General features: G+C 49.2%; 11 protein-coding genes. 8 read left to right on the top strand and 3 right to left on the bottom strand.

Annotated features, from left to right (window positions below):
• Positions 1-136 precede the first annotated feature (136 nt).
• Positions 137-775 carry a methyltransferase family protein gene (locus tag MUG09_RS08685; RefSeq protein WP_244771024.1) on the bottom strand — a complete coding sequence of 213 codons (639 nt, stop codon included), beginning with the start codon at positions 773-775 and terminating at the stop codon, positions 137-139.
• A gap of 96 nt (positions 776-871) precedes the next feature.
• Positions 872-2,623 (bottom strand): carbohydrate-binding domain-containing protein, encoded by a 1,752-nt coding sequence (locus MUG09_RS08680; protein WP_244771023.1) that lies wholly within the window; start codon positions 2,621-2,623, stop codon positions 872-874.
• A 216-nt stretch (positions 2,624-2,839) separates the two neighbouring features.
• Here MUG09_RS08680 and MUG09_RS08675 point away from each other — a divergent pair, with 216 nt between their 5' ends.
• A complete protein-coding gene (locus MUG09_RS08675) occupies positions 2,840-4,846 on the top strand; it encodes an FAD-dependent oxidoreductase (protein WP_244771022.1) in 2,007 nt (668 codons plus the stop codon).
• 26 nt (positions 4,847-4,872) lie between these two features.
• Here MUG09_RS08675 and MUG09_RS08670 read toward each other — a convergent pair whose 3' ends face one another.
• Positions 4,873-5,829, bottom strand: a complete 957-nt coding sequence (locus tag MUG09_RS08670) for a prenyltransferase/squalene oxidase repeat-containing protein (RefSeq protein WP_244771021.1) — start codon at positions 5,827-5,829, stop codon at positions 4,873-4,875.
• Positions 5,830-5,960: 131 nt separating this feature from the next.
• Here MUG09_RS08670 and MUG09_RS08665 point away from each other — a divergent pair, with 131 nt between their 5' ends.
• The 7 genes from MUG09_RS08665 (at position 5,961) to MUG09_RS08635 (ending at position 15,854) form a co-directional block, all read left to right on the top strand.
• The gene (locus MUG09_RS08665) at positions 5,961-7,541 is read left to right on the top strand and encodes a response regulator transcription factor (protein WP_244771020.1); all 1,581 of its coding nucleotides are present in this window, start codon (positions 5,961-5,963) and stop codon (positions 7,539-7,541) included.
• On the top strand, positions 7,534-9,429 hold the full coding sequence (locus tag MUG09_RS08660; RefSeq protein ID WP_244771019.1) for a Cache 3/Cache 2 fusion domain-containing protein: 1,896 nt from the start codon (positions 7,534-7,536) through the stop codon (positions 9,427-9,429). The genes MUG09_RS08665 and MUG09_RS08660 overlap by 8 nt, the downstream gene beginning before the upstream one ends.
• A gap of 119 nt (positions 9,430-9,548) precedes the next feature.
• The gene (locus MUG09_RS08655) at positions 9,549-10,559 is read left to right on the top strand and encodes a sugar ABC transporter substrate-binding protein (protein WP_244771018.1); all 1,011 of its coding nucleotides are present in this window, start codon (positions 9,549-9,551) and stop codon (positions 10,557-10,559) included.
• A gap of 81 nt (positions 10,560-10,640) precedes the next feature.
• Positions 10,641-11,768 carry an ABC transporter permease gene (locus tag MUG09_RS08650; protein ID WP_244771017.1) on the top strand — a complete coding sequence of 376 codons (1,128 nt, stop codon included), beginning with the start codon at positions 10,641-10,643 and terminating at the stop codon, positions 11,766-11,768.
• A 9-nt stretch (positions 11,769-11,777) separates the two neighbouring features.
• The gene (locus tag MUG09_RS08645) at positions 11,778-13,328 is read left to right on the top strand and encodes a sugar ABC transporter ATP-binding protein (protein ID WP_244771016.1); all 1,551 of its coding nucleotides are present in this window, start codon (positions 11,778-11,780) and stop codon (positions 13,326-13,328) included.
• Complete coding sequence (locus MUG09_RS08640) at positions 13,315-14,295, top strand: ABC transporter permease (RefSeq protein WP_244771015.1); 981 nt, start codon at positions 13,315-13,317, stop codon at positions 14,293-14,295. The genes MUG09_RS08645 and MUG09_RS08640 overlap by 14 nt, the downstream gene beginning before the upstream one ends.
• A 14-nt stretch (positions 14,296-14,309) precedes the next feature.
• Positions 14,310-15,854 carry an FGGY-family carbohydrate kinase gene (locus MUG09_RS08635; protein WP_244771014.1) on the top strand — a complete coding sequence of 515 codons (1,545 nt, stop codon included), beginning with the start codon at positions 14,310-14,312 and terminating at the stop codon, positions 15,852-15,854.
• Positions 15,855-15,865 lie beyond the last annotated feature (11 nt).

The raw sequence follows: 15,865 nt of genomic DNA, 5'->3' as shown, positions 1-15,865 counted from the left end.
GGTTAATAATTGCAAGATATCATACTATCAGATTAACAATAATGTCTGAAAGATACAGTGATGTATCACAAATTGTCTTGACAGAAAACAATTGCTGTATGGCACTGGATATGCAAGATGCAGAGCAAACCTCTAATCAGGTACGATGTTTTCTGTCCCAACCAGTATTGCTGGGAGAACCCCCATGCTTGCGTTTGGGAATGAACATACCTGTTCTTGCTTGATACCGCAGGTACTCCTCTCCATACCTGATCGACAGGTCCCATTCCTCAAGAAAACACCACACTATCCAGATGGGCGTATACAGCACAGCAACCAGGATGAGAAACGGAGAATCAAGCAAGAGTGCGGTCACATACCAAAAAGCCAGCTCGCCGATGGCCTGCGGATGACGGATTTTCTCATAGATACCCCGATAGAGCTCATGCTCTTTCTTGGGAACGAGAGTCTCTTTTCCCGCTGCTTTGAGTGCACTGACCAAGAGCATGCCGGCAGGCAGGGCCAAAGCTGCGGCGACCGCAACGCTGATCGGGTAGGGCCATGGGAACGTCGGCGACAGTGGATCGGAGGAGACGGGCAGAATGCGGTAGAGGATGAAATTGATGAAGGCAATACTCATGCATACCGAACAGATCAATCGGTAACGGGCTGCAAGCCGATACGCCTTCTCTCCTTTCGTTCGTGCCAATCGAGCGGGACTAACTGAAAGACCGTAGAAGAGGGAGAACCCAAGCGAACTGATGAGTAAGGAAAGCAAATTCAAGCAAGAGGCCATGGTGTTGCAACTCCTTGCTTCAGTGTATACCCTCTGCTGCAATTTGGCAGTGAGAAAACCCCTCCTTTTCCCTAAAAGAGGGGTTGCTCATCCAGCTTATTGCTTGAACATTGGAGGTCCGAACCCTTCAGGGAAATCAGGCCTTTCGCCTCCAAACCCTTCGGGAGGTTCAGGTCGATTACCTCCAAATCCCATGGAGCGCAAGGCTTCTCCAACATGGGAGACCCTTGAAGTTATTTCAGCTTGCAGCTGCTCTCCTCCATCATACACAGGTTGTCCCAATGCAAGGCCGTTGAAATGGTTTCCGTCGGTGAGCTTTCCACCGACCAATAGGGTGAATGCCTGGCCGGCTTGCAACTCATCAGAGGCAAGCAGGAGGGCTTGGCCTTCTGAATAATACGAAGGGATGCTGTAGGCCAGCACGTGTTCGTTCTGTGCATTCAACAGAGACAAGGCAGCCCCGGATTCCAGTTTTCCACCGTAGGTAATTACATAACCTGATGTCTCTTGTGCAAGCGGAGTATTGTTTGCAGCACCTCCGATGGCAACAATGGTACCACCGCGATAGGTGAAGTTCTGATTGTTGTCGCAATCTATTGCAGTTTCCGGTGCACGGGAACCGAGGGCGATGATGGTCCCGCCGTTGACTTCGACGGTTCCGTTGGAATCGAGGCCGTCGGCTTGACTGCTGTAGGCGAACAACAGGCCGCCATTGATCTCTATGCTGGAGCCGGCGTTCAATGCATCGTCGGTTGCGGAGACCTGGATCAGGCCGCCGTTGATGATCAGGTGCTCTTTTGCCTCAAGCCCCTCGGGACTAAGCGACTCATCCTCGCTCACCTCATACGGCTTGCCGGTCGTGGTAAGCGTAATCACACCATTGTTGATGATTACATTGGGAGTCGGGTCGTCGCTCGTCGTTGCGGTCTCTGCATCCTCATCCCTGTCCCAGCCTGCAGTGAGGGCCTTGCCTACGGATGTGATGGTAAGGGTTCCCCCGTTGACTACCGCAAAGCCGTTTGCAGTGCCTTCTTCCTCCACTCCATTGACCTTGATGCCTTTGCTTTCCTCTCCGTAAACCGAGCCGTTCGCTTCAATGGTCATAGACCCGTCATCCATGATGAACGCCTTATCAACACTGATGGCATTGCCCTCTGCATTTTCTGTCGTCCTGAGATGCACATTGCCGCCCAGAATTCTCAAGGTTCCATCAATTTTCAGAACATGTTTCTTGTATGCACTGGCCTCAAGTGATCCATTGCCCGAAACTATTACATCCCCCGCTGCCGTGAGCACCCCTTTTTTGCTGTTCTCCGGGGTATCTGAGAGTATGTTTACGCTTGCATCGGCGAGGACGAGAAATGCCTTCTCTGAACCTGCCAATTGCAGGGCGGGAAGCGTGGTGCCGGTAATCTTGACCCCGTTCAGTGTTACCATGTACGGAGCCTGGTTGTTTGCAATTACTACCGTGCCATCCATCTGTCCACTAAGGATATAATTAATGAGATCGCTGCCATCATGGGTGATGGTGAGGTTTCCTTCCTCTGCCCAGGTTGCCGATACTCCCTCAATCACCGCATCTTTCTGATTTACGTCAATGTACACCGCCTGAAAACTCGAAGCATCCACGATGTCCTGCTCATCATAGTATGTTTGAGCTTGAAGCGGAGAAGAGACTGAAGCCCGGTAAGGTGCGGGGTCGACGGTAAAGATTGACGATGATTCGACATCGGCAAGCGTCGATTCCTGTGCGATGATTGTCTGGTTGGATGCAGTAGTGCAGCTAGTGAACAGCATAATCAGGATGAGCAGCATGCTGATCACAATCTTTGGTTTTCCCTGTTTCATTGGAAGTCTCCCTCTAGGTTAAATGTACGCCAATATTCATGATGGTGGAGCTATCCTGCAAGGGTATTATTACCAACTCCACGAATCTCCAACAACTCGCCAACAACTCTGTATAGTTCTTCAAGTGATTGAATGCAGAAGATAAAAACCTTTGCATAATACTTGCCACTAGCAACTAAATATACTATATTCGGAGCGTTACCAGAGGAGAAGTTGATGAAAAATCTTTTAATAATCGGTGGGGTTGCAGCCGGAGCTACTGCTGCCGCCAGAGCTCGAAGACTTGACAACGATGTCACTATTACCTTGTTGGAAGCAGGAGCGGACGTATCGTTTGCCAACTGCGGGCTTCCCTATTATCTTGGAAGGGACATAGCCTATCGTTCATCGTTGATCCTGGCGAGCGAGGAAACATTCCATGACCAGTATCGGGTCAAGGTACATACCAATACCCAGGCTCTCTCCATCGACCGAGAAACCAAGCAAGTCAAGGCACGCAATACCCAGACCGGTGAAGAATCACTATTTCCGTACGATGCACTCATTCTTGCCCAGGGAGGCAAACCCATCGTTCCCCCACTTCCCGGCGTAGATAAGAGTCATGTTTTTCAGTTGTGGACGCTCGATGACATGGACCGCATGGATCGATACATCACCGAAAAGGAGCCCAAAAAGGCGGTCGTAGTCGGAGGCGGTTTCATCGGCCTTGAGATGGTGGAAGCACTATCCAAGCGCGGCATAGCTGTTACCCTGGTGGAAATGGCCGGCCAGGTCATGCCCAACCTTGAAGGGGAGTTTGCCGGCATGCTTACCAAGGAGCTGCAGGACTATGGCGTCAAGCTGAAATTAGGCAAGTCGCTGCAAGCCGTGGAGGATACCTGTGTACGGCTCAACGACGGAACTGCCGTAGACACTGATTTTGTCCTGCTTTCAGTAGGAGTAAGGCCTACCCTGCAACTGGTAAAAGAGGCAAACCTTGAACTGGGCTCCTGCGGCGGCCTTAAGGTGGATGAGCATCTGCGCACCAGCGACCCGTCCATTTATGCAGCCGGAGATATGATTGAAATCCATCAGACAGTATCTGGAAACACGGTACGCCTTCCTCTGGCAGGTCCGGCCAACAGGCAGGGACGCATTGCCGCAGAAAATGCACTAGGAGGCGATCATGTGTACAAGGGGGCGATGGGTTCCTCCATTGTAAAAGTCTTTGAGGTTGCAGCAGGTTCCACCGGTTTGAGCTTGAAGGGAGCCAAGGATGCCGGCTTCGATGCCGATGCGGTGGTTGTACACAAGGCCAGCCATACCGCCTACTATCCGGGATCGGAGAAAGTGAGCCTGATGTTGATTTGGGATAAGGCATCGAAGAAGGTCCTTGGAGCCCAGGTCGCCGGAAGGGTGGGTGTGGACAAGCGAATCGACGTATTGACTACAGCAATAGCAGGCGGACTGACCATCGAAGACCTTGCAGAACTCGACCTCGCCTACGCCCCTCCGTTCAACTCTCCCAATGGTCCGGTGAACATGGCAGCCTTCACAGCCATTAACAAGCAAACCGGTTTCAGCCCCTCCATCCTTGCCCAGGAGTTTGAGCAGTTTGTACTTGAACAGACTCCGATCGCCATCGATCTTCGTGATCCCATCAGCTACGCAAAGGCGAACCTGCGTGGTACGAACAACCTCAGCCAGAACGTGCTGCGCGAAAACCTTGACCGGATACCCAAGGAGCACACCATTCTTTTGATCAGCGATGACGGTCAGAAAGGCCACGTTGCCCTCAGAATGCTCAAGGGAGCCGGGTTTGACAAGGTGTACAACCTCAGCGGCGGGTATATCAGTTTGGAGCGCCATGCTCGGGCAGTCGGGTTCGAGCACCTGAGTGTGGGCTTGTTCCCAACCGAGAGAAAGACCGTCAATGAGAGAAAAGAAGACGCTTCAGAAGGCTTGGGTACAGAGAGTGCCTGTGAAGCCGATGAGCATGGTCCGCTTATCCTCGACGTACGTACGCCGATGGAGTTTGCCATGGGAGCGTATCCGGGAGCGATCAACGTAGGATTGGACAGTCTTGCTGAGTGGGCACAGACGATTGAGGATAAGAATCGAGAGATTCTCATCTACTGCGCATCGGGAGCCCGCTCCAGCTACGGCATGCGCATGCTCAAGCAGATGGGCTTCACAAACGTGGAGAACGGCGGCGGCCTGCATGACATGATGGCACGGCGCTAAGAGACTGTAACCATTTGCCGGTGCTTTCAGGTGAAGGCACCGGCATCCGTCTCCCGAACAAACATATTCCATGCCTTTGCAGCCGTCTTCGAATCGGATGCATAAAAGTTGAGGATGCTCAAGGCTTTGAGGGTGATGAACCTGCTTGGTTGCTTCACCGGCTCAAACTGTACATGAACCTTTCCTGGATGTACAAGTTCCAAATTCCATACCCCATCGAGCTGTTTGTTCACCAACCAAGTTACTGCTTTTTCGATGTTCTCGTTCCAGGGAATGTCAGCTCTTGCTGCGAACTCAAGAAATCGAAGCAGGTCGTATCGATACCGATGAGGAAATGCCAACCGGGTGTATCGCCGATCTTCACCGATACAAAGATTTCTCTCATACAACCATTGCAGGGCTGCATCGATGATGGTTCCAACTGATTCCGCATTTCGGGTAGAGCACATGTAGGAATAGAGTCCTTCCAACACACACAGGGTGGTATGAGGGTCGCTTGTCAACGACTCATTGTCCCAGCTGAAGCCACCGTCACGTTTATGATGGGTGAGTATGCAGGAAACAAGAGGCGATAGGCGGGAATCTTTGGGGCAAAAATAGGATGCATACTCCAAGAACATGCCATTCACAGCCATATCGCTTGGCAAGTTGCTCTTTGCGAAGTTCAGTCCGCCATCGGGAAGCTGGCATTCACTAAGGGCTCGTTCAACCATTTCTGCAGCTATGAGATTTGACGGTGCAAGGCAAAGGCTCTTCAGGTCGCAAAGCGTGTAATGTGTACTGGTCCACTTGGGTTGATAGTACCAAAGCCCCCAATGTCCGCTTGTATTTCTTGCAGAAAGCAACTGAGACCCAAACCCCTCGGTCTCAATTCTCTGTTGCAGGTGCTCTAGAAGCATTCCTTCACTTTGCAGAAGATCTCTGTGAGTCTGATATTGGATTGAGACATCGCCACCAAGAAGCCAAGAAAGTACTCGATGCATTCCTCATCTCCTTGCATCACAATTACCGTAGTGTGCGTCACTCTTGTCGTTGGAACCTTAATAGATGCTCTTTAGCATACAAACCGCATATCATTGTTGTGCCCAGCGCATAGGTACTTTATAATCCTACCATGGCTTATTCCATTCTGATAGTCGATGATGAGGCTGTAATTCGTGAAGGATTGAAGCAGGTAGTCTCGTGGCAAGCTCTCGGATACTCGATCGCCGCTGCGGTTGCATCCGGTGAAGATGCATTGCGTTTCCTTGAAAAGGCTGCTGTTGATGTTGTTCTCGCTGACATACGGATGCCCCGTGTTTCAGGCATTGAGCTCGCCCGTCTCATCAAATTGAACTATCCAGAGACCCGTGTCGTGATTCTCAGTGGTTACGACAATTTTTCCTATGCCCAAAATGCAATTCGCTATGGAGTGTACCACTACTTGCTCAAGCCCTGTGCAGAGGAAGAGATTGTAGACGTATTTACCCATTTACGTGATGAGTTGGATAAGATCCGAACAAGAAAGGCCTCTTTGCAAAAAATGCAGAAGATCATAGTCCAGGAAGAGCTTTCTCACCTTATTGCAGGAAAGATGCAACTACAGGATGCAAGGGAGTTCCTCTCCTGGAAACAACAAAACAAACAGTGTGCCGTTGCGATGTTGCTTCTGCAGCTGCTCCCCACAGAGCAGCTGTTCAAGGCGGCGGTTAATACGGATATAGAGTCTACTTCTTTTCCCCGATATGAAATGTTTGAACCGTATCTGGATTTGGAAGATCTTGTAGTACTCAAACTACACAATCAACGCTATCTTTGTATTTTTACCTGTGAAAAAGCGGTAGCAGAAGAGAAGATAGCTGCGCTATTTCAATCTCTGAAGGCACATACCTCCCAAGAATTTCCCGTGGCACTTATGGGACTGGGATGTACCGTCGACAATCTGGATGGTTGGCCTGATGACCAGCTTTCCCTATGGCTTTCCCAAGCGGACGCATTGTTTTGGAACGCGTCGATAGGAGAGGTTGGCACCTTAGCGTATCATCACGTCCGTTCTGATGCTCAGTACATCACTCTGCCTGACCCTGTCCAATTGGCAAAGGAGATGTGCATTCACAAGAAACAAGGATCCATTCAAGAGAAAGAGCAGCTGTTTGAAACGCTGGAAAAGAAGCATTTCAACTCGGCAATGGCGTATCTTACGGAGTATATGAGCGCTCTGAAGGCATCAGTTCTCGCCTGTGGAGCCTCCTTTGACTCCATTTCCCAATACTTTGATTCTGTACTTCCCTTATTTGAATATTGCCTTACGGCTAGACGGACACAGTATCTTGCCATCATGCTCGGACTTCTTTCCTGCCAGAAGATTGAAAACCACAAGAGCACCTGTTACAGCAAAAGTATTCGCGATGCCCTGCAACGCATCGATCAAGGATTTCAGAATGTCATCAGTCTTGATGAACTTGCTCGAGAACTCGGCCTTACAGCCACCTATCTCAGCAAACTGTTCAAGCGTGAGGTCGGGGTCAATTTCAAAGAGTATCTTCTGGAAAAACAGATTCATGAAGCCAAACGATTGCTTCGGTCAACCAACGCAAAAATATACGAAGTAGCAGCTGCAGTAGGGTTCAACGACCAACACTATTTCAGCGACGTATTCAAACGTTGTACATCTCTCACTCCGTTAGAGTATCGCAAGGTCGGCCACGATGAATAAGCGGTTTGTGCCCCTGTCATCCAAACTCGGCATCTCTTTCGGTCTGCTCATTATCTTGGTCCTGCTTTTCGCCAGCTTTATCACCTATTCTCGGATAGAGACGGTCATCACCGAGAATGTCGATGCCAATCTCGATACTTCCAGCGCTCTCATCGCCAAAATTGTAGAGACAAGCATTGAAAACAAACGGGGTGAGATCATCAAGGATCTTATTGTTGCACAGCACTATATAGGGGATGACATTGCAGTTGGGCCTTCTGTGAATAAACCCCTGCTGGCCTATGATCCGATACGGGAAAAGTCCTATGAGCTCCAAGCGCCGTCTCTTTTCATTGCATCAGAGGATGTCTCACTCAATCATGGCATCGTTGATCAAATTGCACAGAAAACAGAGGGTGTCGCATCCTTGTTCGTACTGACCAAAGAAGGGTTTCTCTGTGTTTCCTCCAGTGATCGATCGAGTAGTACGTATCACGGTATCGGATGGCTTATCCCCAACGATTCGTCCATGAATACCTTGGTGATGCGTGAGGGTACGTGGTACAGCCGCGATTACGACTATATCAACAAGGAGTGGGTGTTCACAGGGTATCAACTCCTGTATGAAGACGGCAACGTAGTGGCTCTGATGTATACCTCCCAGGCACAGGTCGACATGCAGGCCCTTCGGGAGCAGCTGCTCAGCGTTCCTGTTGGTAAAGAAGGCGTTCCCTATATTGTCGACTATCTCGGCCGGGTGGTTGTGCATCCGAAGGAAGAAGGGAAGCAATTGATGAATCATCAGGATATCGTCAATTTGGTATTTCAAAGGAATGGCCGCATACAATACTCACAGATAGATGCAGAGACCGGAAAGTCAACCAATCATCTGGCTTACTTCAAATATATCTCTGAAATGAACTGGATTGTGATCGTCGGTTCTACCATGCACGACTTCTATGGCAGCCTCTATGCAATTCGTAGTATCTTCATCGTAATATTCGGTATCTCCCTCATCGTTGCCCAGGTATTGGGTTTTCTGATCGGACGGAGAATTACTAAGCCCATCACCCTCATAACCAAGAAGATCAAAGAACTCTCCGAAGGTGAGGTAAACCTGCTCAGCTCACTCTCGATCGGGTCGAATGATGAAGTAGGAAGGCTCGCCGAATATTTCAATACCTTCGTTAAGAAACTGAAAAATATTAATGATTTGGAACGCCACGGAATTGACATAATGCTCCGTGATTCCCAAATGAAAGCCTTGCAGGCTCAGATCAATCCTCACTTCCTGTACAATACGCTGGAGACGATTCGATTCATGATCAGCATGAAGGATGATCGGGCGGTGGAGATGATCAAGCTGCTTGCAAAGTTGTTCAGGATTTCCATGGGCGATGGGGAGATGTATGTAACGCTGCGCAAGGAGCTGGAACATGCGCAGCTCTATATCGATTTGCAACGCTATCGGTATTCGGACCGGTTCAGTGTTGTATGGGATGTCGAGGAAAAACTGCTGGACCTGTATACCTTGCGATTTATTCTGCAACCTATTGTAGAGAATAGCATTCTGCATGCGTTCAACGAAATTGGGAATGGCGGGATCATCACCATCAGAGCCCATGAAGTGGAAGAAAAGGTACACATAACCGTCATCGATAATGGACAGGGCATCGATGAGCAGACGCTTATGCGTGTACGCTCCGATCTTAAGGACAGTGCAAGCATCCATAGCGTTGGGCTGCGTAACGTTCGTGACCGCATCACCCTCAACTTTGGCTCGCTGTATGACCTGAAGATTACGAGCAGCCAGGAAGGAACGATAGTTGTCATGGTGCTGCCGTATCTCCCCTTGAAACCGAAGACTACCTACATCAGTGAAAACAGTAAGCCGGTATTTCTCTATTAATTTCATAATTATATACGTAAAAGTGCAAAACATCCTACAAAATGTCTACTTTCTCTCCCTAGTCAACCACCTCTGACGTGGTAGTCTTTAGGTACGAATTCATAAAAAAGGAGAAAGTTATGAAAAAGCTGACTATTTTGTTGGTAGTGATGTGCCTGTTGGCACCTACACTGCTGTTCTCAGCGGGTGCAAAGGAAGCGAAATCCGATGAAATCACCATCGCATTCTGTTTTCAGGATCTTGAGACGGAATTCTGGGTAGCCGGTCACAAGGCTATTACGGAAACGTTGCGTGAAAATGGGATCAAGGTAATTGAAAAGAACGCCAACGAGGATGCCAACCGACAGCTTGAGCAGGTCAAGGACGTCATTACCCAGGGTGTTGATGGTGTAATCATTATTCCCCAGGACGGTGAAAGTGCAGTAACGATTGCCAAGGTTTGCAACGAAGCCGGCGTTCCCATCGGCGTGTTCAACAGACCTCCTTCAGACCGCAGTGCAAAGAATCTGGTTGTTGTAGCTAACAACGAAGTGATTGCCGAAGCAGCAGTTGAGCACATGGCTCAGGAAGCTAAGAAGCTTGGCCGAAAAGTGTATCCCGCCATCATGGTCGGTGACCTCGGAGATCCGAATGCTGTCGGCAGACGCCAAGGCTTCATGAATGTCATGGCAAAGTATCCTGACCTTTGGGCTCAGGCTCCTGTTGAGATTCCAACCAAATGGGATGCAAACGTAGCCCTGGCTAATCTGCAGAGCGCCATGCAGGCAAATCCGAAGATTGACTTCCTGTTCACCTCTTCCGACTTCCTCTTCCCTGTTATCAAGTCCGTTCTTGCTCCGTTGGGCAAGTGGAATCTGGTAGGCGATCCCAACCACGTCATTCTTGGCGGCCTGGACGGTGACGTAACCGCAGCTAGACTGCTTGAAGAAGGCTATTTGGATGCTACAGGTGTACAGAACCTCTTCTACGAAGCTGACTTGATGCTTGAAGCAATGCTCTTGGCAATCAAGAGCGGCGAAAAGACTCCCGACAAGTGGATGGACGATCCTGGATTTGCATTGACTCAGGCTAATCTTTCAACCAAAGCCGAGGAAATGTGGGGTTGGGTTCTCTATAAAGAGAAGAAATAACTGTGAGATGAGTGTTTGAATCGATGCCGAGAGGGCATGTGAGCTCTCTTGGCATCGTTTGAAGTAAGGAAAGAAGTCGTTATGAAACAATCGTTGAGAAAGCAAAGGCCGGATGAAGGCACTCCCATGATGCAGAAGACCGCGCTTACAGCAAGTTCCCGCACGATCACTATGCATGCAAGTTTGGCAAAACGCCTGCTGCTTTCAGAATATTTCGTCCTCTATCTGACAATACTCTACATTTTGGTATTAACCCCCATCATTCCACGTCTCTGGCATCCGATGAATATCCAGAACATACTCTCAAACATGTGGCCTTTGCTTGTGGTTGCAATCGGTCAAACGTTCGTCCTGATTCTAGCAGGAATTGATCTTTCCCAGACTTCGGTAATGGCTATGTCCAGCGTAATCGGTGCAGTGGTCATGACCAGCAGTGCCGATCCCATCCTCTTTACGAAATCACCGCTTTGGGGAGTATTGCTCTCCGAGCAGGGAGGCTTGCTCGGAGCAAGTGCCTTTGCAGTTCCCGTGGGAATTCTGGTCATGCTCGCCGTCGGCCTCTTCATCGGCTTTCTCAACGGATTTTCCGTTGCATATTTTAAAATGCCGCCATTTATCGTCACACTGGTTTCTATGATGCTCTTCTCGGCAATGGCGATATATCTGACCAAGAGTGAAAACATCAGGCATTTGCCGCAAGCATATTTGCAAATCAGCAAGACAAAGGGTTCGTTTATTTCAGGATCCTTGATCATTGCCCTGTTTTTGGCAATCATCGCCCATATTGTCCTGACACGAACCTTATTTGGAAAACGACTGTATGCAGTAGGTATCAACACCACTGCTTCAGAGATAAGCGGAGTACCGGCAAAAACCACCATAATCGCAGCGTACATGCTCAGTGGAGCATGTGCAGCAATAGCCGGAGTACTCTATTCCTCCCGTCTGGAGATGGGAAGGCCCACACTGGGCAGCACCTTGTTCATAGATATTGTCGGAGCCAACATCATCGGTGGTATCAGTCTCGCCGGAGGGAAGGGGAAAGTTACCTGGACGATTTTCGGCGTGTTCTTCTTCATCATTCTTGCAAACTCCCTGAATATGTTGAACCTTTCATTTTACATCATCGATATGGTCAAAGGCTCAGTCATCCTCGTAGCTGCTCTGTTGGATGTAGCAAGAAACAGCATTCGCAAGTCGCAGATGTAGGAGAAAATCATGGCAGACGTAGTATTCAGTTATAAACACATAACCAAACGATTTTTTGGCGTGCATGCTTTGAAAGATGTCTCCTTCGAGCTGGAGCGGGGAAAAATTCTCGGACTGGTAGGGGAGAACGGTGCAGGCAAGTCCACATTGATGAACATCATGGGTGGTGTTCTTGAACCGGACGAGGGCGTCATGCAGTTGCATGGAGCACCGTATACCCCCAAAAGCCCTCTCGATGCATCTGCACATGGCATTGAATTCATTCACCAAGAGTTGAATCTCTTTACCAATCTCTCGGTTTCAGAGAATATCTCAATCTCCAAATTTCCTTGCATCCAGAAGACACCGTTCTTCAACAAGAAGCAGATGCGCTTTTGCTGCAAAGAGTTGCTGGACTCACTGCATCTGGATATTTCTCCCAATATTCTTGTGGAGAATCTTTCGCCGGGCGAACGGCAATTGGTTGAAATAGCAAAAGCCCTAAGTACCAATGCCGACATTCTCCTCTTTGACGAACCAACAACTTCGTTGACGGCAAAAGAGACCGAGAACCTGTTCGCCATCATGAGAAGATTGCGTGATGAAGGAAAATCCATCATCTATATCTCCCACATCCTCTCGGACGTCATCTCCCTGGTTGACGATATAGTCGTTCTTCGTGACGGACAAGTCATTTGCGGCGGTCCCATTGAAGATTTTCCAATTCATAGAATGATCAACCTGATGGTTGGCCGTGAGATAAGCAACGTGTTTCCCGAACGGCACTCAACAATCAAGAGCAATGTGATTCTAAAGTCAAACAAGGTCTCGGAAACCGGTATTGTAAGGAACATCAACATCAATGTGCGGGAAGGGGAAATCGTAGGAATGTTCGGGCTCATGGGTTCGGGTCGTACTGAGTTTGCCCGCATGGTGTTCGGTGTGGATTCCTATCGGGAAGGCTCCATCATGGTGCAGGGAGAGCCTCTTCCCAAACACAAGCCGCAAGAGAGCATCAAGCGCGGACTGGCCTTCATCACGGAAAACAGGCGCGAAGAAGGGTTGTTGATGGATTATCCGATTCTTGAAAACATCGCCCTCGTATCACTTCCTGACTTCTCGGCTCCTATTACCCGTTTGGTGAACACAAAGCGCTTGTCCAAGGAAGCCCAAGAGATTGGAACCTCCCTTCACCTTAAATGCACAAGCTTGAAGAACCAAAAGGTGAAAAGCCTTTCAGGGGGTAATCAGCAAAAGGTGGTCATCGGCAAGTGGCTGCTCAAGCATCCTTCGCTGTTGATTATGGATGAACCTACACGAGGTATCGATGTGGGAGCGAAGTATGAAGTGTACGTGATCATGGATCGATTGGCTTCGGAGGGTACAGGCATTCTGTTCATTTCCAGTGAAGTAGAGGAACTGATGGCTATGTGCGATAGGATTATTGTATGGAGCCAGGGTGAGGTGATGCATGAGTTCCTCAGGAAGGATTTCAATCAAGAGCACATCATGCGAATAGCCTTCCGACAGTCCTTGGAGTATGGCTCAAACGAAAAGGCGGTGGCAAATGGACAGGACTAAGGTGATTAAATTCACATTGAAAAATTCGACGGCAGTACTCTTTGTTCTCATTTTCATTATGTTCGGCTTGATAGCACCCCGCTTTTTTACGCTGAAGAATTTCCAGAACATCATGAGCAATGCATCGTATATCGGAATTATTGCAGTAGGAATGACCTTTGTCCTTCTGACAGGGGGCATCGATCTGAGCGTGGGCTCGACTATGTACCTCTCTGCAGTGGTGTGTGGAAAACTCATCAATGAGTTTCAGGTTCCTGTAGTGCTGGCTGTATTGCTCAGTCTGTGTGTAGGTTTGATCATCGGTATGGTGAATGCGTTCGCGATCACCAAGCTCAGGCTCGTGCCATTCATCACCACCTTGATCACCCAGACGGTAGCCCGAGGTTTTGGGTTGTTCATCACCCGCTCGGTAGCTGTCAACTACCCCGACAGCGTTACGCTGATGAGTACTTCAAAGGTGTTGGGATTCATTCCCCTGCAGATATTCATTTTCCTGGTAGTGGTATTGATCGCCGCCCTGGTGCTCAATCGAACACGCTACGGACGCCAACTCTACGCAGTCGGAAATGATTTGGAGTTTGCCAAGAAAGCTGGAATCAAATGCGACCGTCTCATTGCAAGTACGTACGTGATCAGCGGCTTGTTGGCAGCACTCGGTGGCTTTGTCACCATTACGCAGATCGGACGTGTAAATGCAGGATTTGGTTCCGGTGAAGAATTTGATGCAATCGCTGCTGCAGTACTTGGTGGAGCCAGCCTCTTCGGGGGAATTGGAACGGTATTCCCCGGTACCGTTTTAGGCACCGTGATGATCGAGATGATTCAGGCCGGCTTGGTATTCGCAAATATCGACATCTACATTCAGCCCATCATTATGGCGCTCATCATCTTCATGGCAGTGTTCATCGACAGTGTTCGAACAACACAAATCCACAAACTTGAGCGACGTAATATTTTGAAGGCTTAAAGCGAGGTCACAGCATGTATGTACTTGGACTGGACTATGGAACGGGTGGCGGAAAAGTCACCCTCGTCGACGCACAGGCTGCTGTCAGAGCCTATGCGTTTCAAGAGTATCCCATTTTCACCGATCACCCGGGTTGGTCTGAACACGATGCAAACACGTACTGGGAATTAGCATGTACGTTGATTCCCCAAGTTCTTGCTCAGGCGAATGTGCAGGCAAAGGATGTACAGGCAATTGCCATCTCTTCGGCCATGCCAAGCCTGGTGATGGTGGACGGGCAAGGAGAACCGGTGGCGAGGGCATACAATCTGATGGATCGACGTGCCATAGAGGAAGTGAATGCACTACGTGAACTCCTCGGTGAAAAGAGGATATTTGAAGTGACAAAAAACAGGTTGGATGACCATCCTATGATCGTCAACCTGCTCTGGGAAAAACATCATCGGCCTGAGGTTTTCAAGCGCATCCATAAAGCGCTTTCCATCGATGGCTTTGTGACGTACAAGCTTACCAACCAGTATTCTGCGCACTACTCGGGTGCCGCCTTCTACGGGGTTGCCTATGACCTGCTCAAGCGGGAATTCAATGCTGAAATACTGAAGGAAATCGGTTTGTCAGAAACGCTTTTCCCTCCGCTTTTCCGTTGTGAAGATATTGTCGGTGAGGTAACCGAGGAGGCCGCAAAGGCGTGTTCACTCGTCCCTGGAATTCGTGTATGTGCAGGGCAGGTGGATTGCAACGCAGGGTACAGCGGAGCCGGTGCCATAGAAGTGGGGGATATCCAGATGAATCTGGGAACCTGCGGCAATTTTGGCATTATTCACGATGAACCGGTATTTCATGCATCCATGATTGCCTTCAATTATACAACGGACTCAGAGAAAACTTTCATAACCGTTCCTACTACCACAACAGGCGGTCACCTTATCCGCTATGTGCGCGATACGTTCTATAAGGCGGAAAAACTGCAGCTTGCTGCACAAGGAAAGGACGTCTATGACCTGATCAATGAGGATGCATCTGTAGTACCTCCAGGCAGCGAAGGCTTGTTGATACTTCCTTACATGATGGGTGAGAGAACCCCGATTTGGGATGTGTATGCCAAGGCGGTGATGTTCGGGCTTTCCTTGCATCACGGCCGCGGGCACATAGCAAGGGCGATGATGGAAGCGGTTGCGTACGCCTTGTACGACTCCTACTCCTTGATCAAGCAGACCGGGGTCGAGATGCACTCTCCCATCGTACTCAATGAAGGCGGTGCGAAAAGTGTGCTCTGGCGCCGCATTATCACCGATGTATTCAATTGCCCTACCGTGATGGTTGAGAACAGGGTGGGAGCACCGTATGGTGATGCGCTGCTTGCCGGTATCTCCATCGGCATGTTCAAGGATTTTTCCATAGCAAAGGAAAAAGCCGTCTATGTAAGTCCCATGGAACCCAATATCGAAGTTCATCACATGTATATGGAATATTTCAAATTATATAAAGAGTTGTATGGTCATGTGAAACAGGATTTCCGCACACTTGCGGATTTGACCAAGCGGTATGCAACAACGTAAAGGGGTTTTGT

This window comes from Sphaerochaeta associata, from assembly GCF_022869165.1.
Lineage (GTDB): Bacteria > Spirochaetota > Spirochaetia > Sphaerochaetales > Sphaerochaetaceae > Sphaerochaeta > Sphaerochaeta associata.
The sequence above is the reverse complement of the archived record's forward strand: the minus strand, read 5'-3'. Positions and strand labels throughout refer to the sequence as shown.

Bases quoted from the DNA above. Each gene is read 5' to 3' on its own strand.
- MUG09_RS08665 (WP_244771020.1), top strand. From the start codon at position 5,961: ATGGCTTATTCCATTCTGATAGTCGATGATGAGGCTGTAATTCGTGAA.
- MUG09_RS08675 (WP_244771022.1), top strand. From the start codon at position 2,840: ATGAAAAATCTTTTAATAATCGGTGGGGTTGCAGCCGGAGCTACTGCT.
- MUG09_RS08635 (WP_244771014.1), top strand. From the start codon at position 14,310: ATGTATGTACTTGGACTGGACTATGGAACGGGTGGCGGAAAAGTCACC.
- MUG09_RS08680 (WP_244771023.1), bottom strand. From the start codon at position 2,623: ATGAAACAGGGAAAACCAAAGATTGTGATCAGCATGCTGCTCATCCTG.
- MUG09_RS08660 (WP_244771019.1), top strand. From the start codon at position 7,534: ATGAATAAGCGGTTTGTGCCCCTGTCATCCAAACTCGGCATCTCTTTC.
- MUG09_RS08650 (WP_244771017.1), top strand. From the start codon at position 10,641: ATGAAACAATCGTTGAGAAAGCAAAGGCCGGATGAAGGCACTCCCATG.
- MUG09_RS08645 (WP_244771016.1), top strand. From the start codon at position 11,778: ATGGCAGACGTAGTATTCAGTTATAAACACATAACCAAACGATTTTTT.
- MUG09_RS08655 (WP_244771018.1), top strand. From the start codon at position 9,549: ATGAAAAAGCTGACTATTTTGTTGGTAGTGATGTGCCTGTTGGCACCT.
- MUG09_RS08685 (WP_244771024.1), bottom strand. From the start codon at position 775: ATGGCCTCTTGCTTGAATTTGCTTTCCTTACTCATCAGTTCGCTTGGG.
- MUG09_RS08670 (WP_244771021.1), bottom strand. From the start codon at position 5,829: ATGCATCGAGTACTTTCTTGGCTTCTTGGTGGCGATGTCTCAATCCAA.
- MUG09_RS08640 (WP_244771015.1), top strand. From the start codon at position 13,315: ATGGACAGGACTAAGGTGATTAAATTCACATTGAAAAATTCGACGGCA.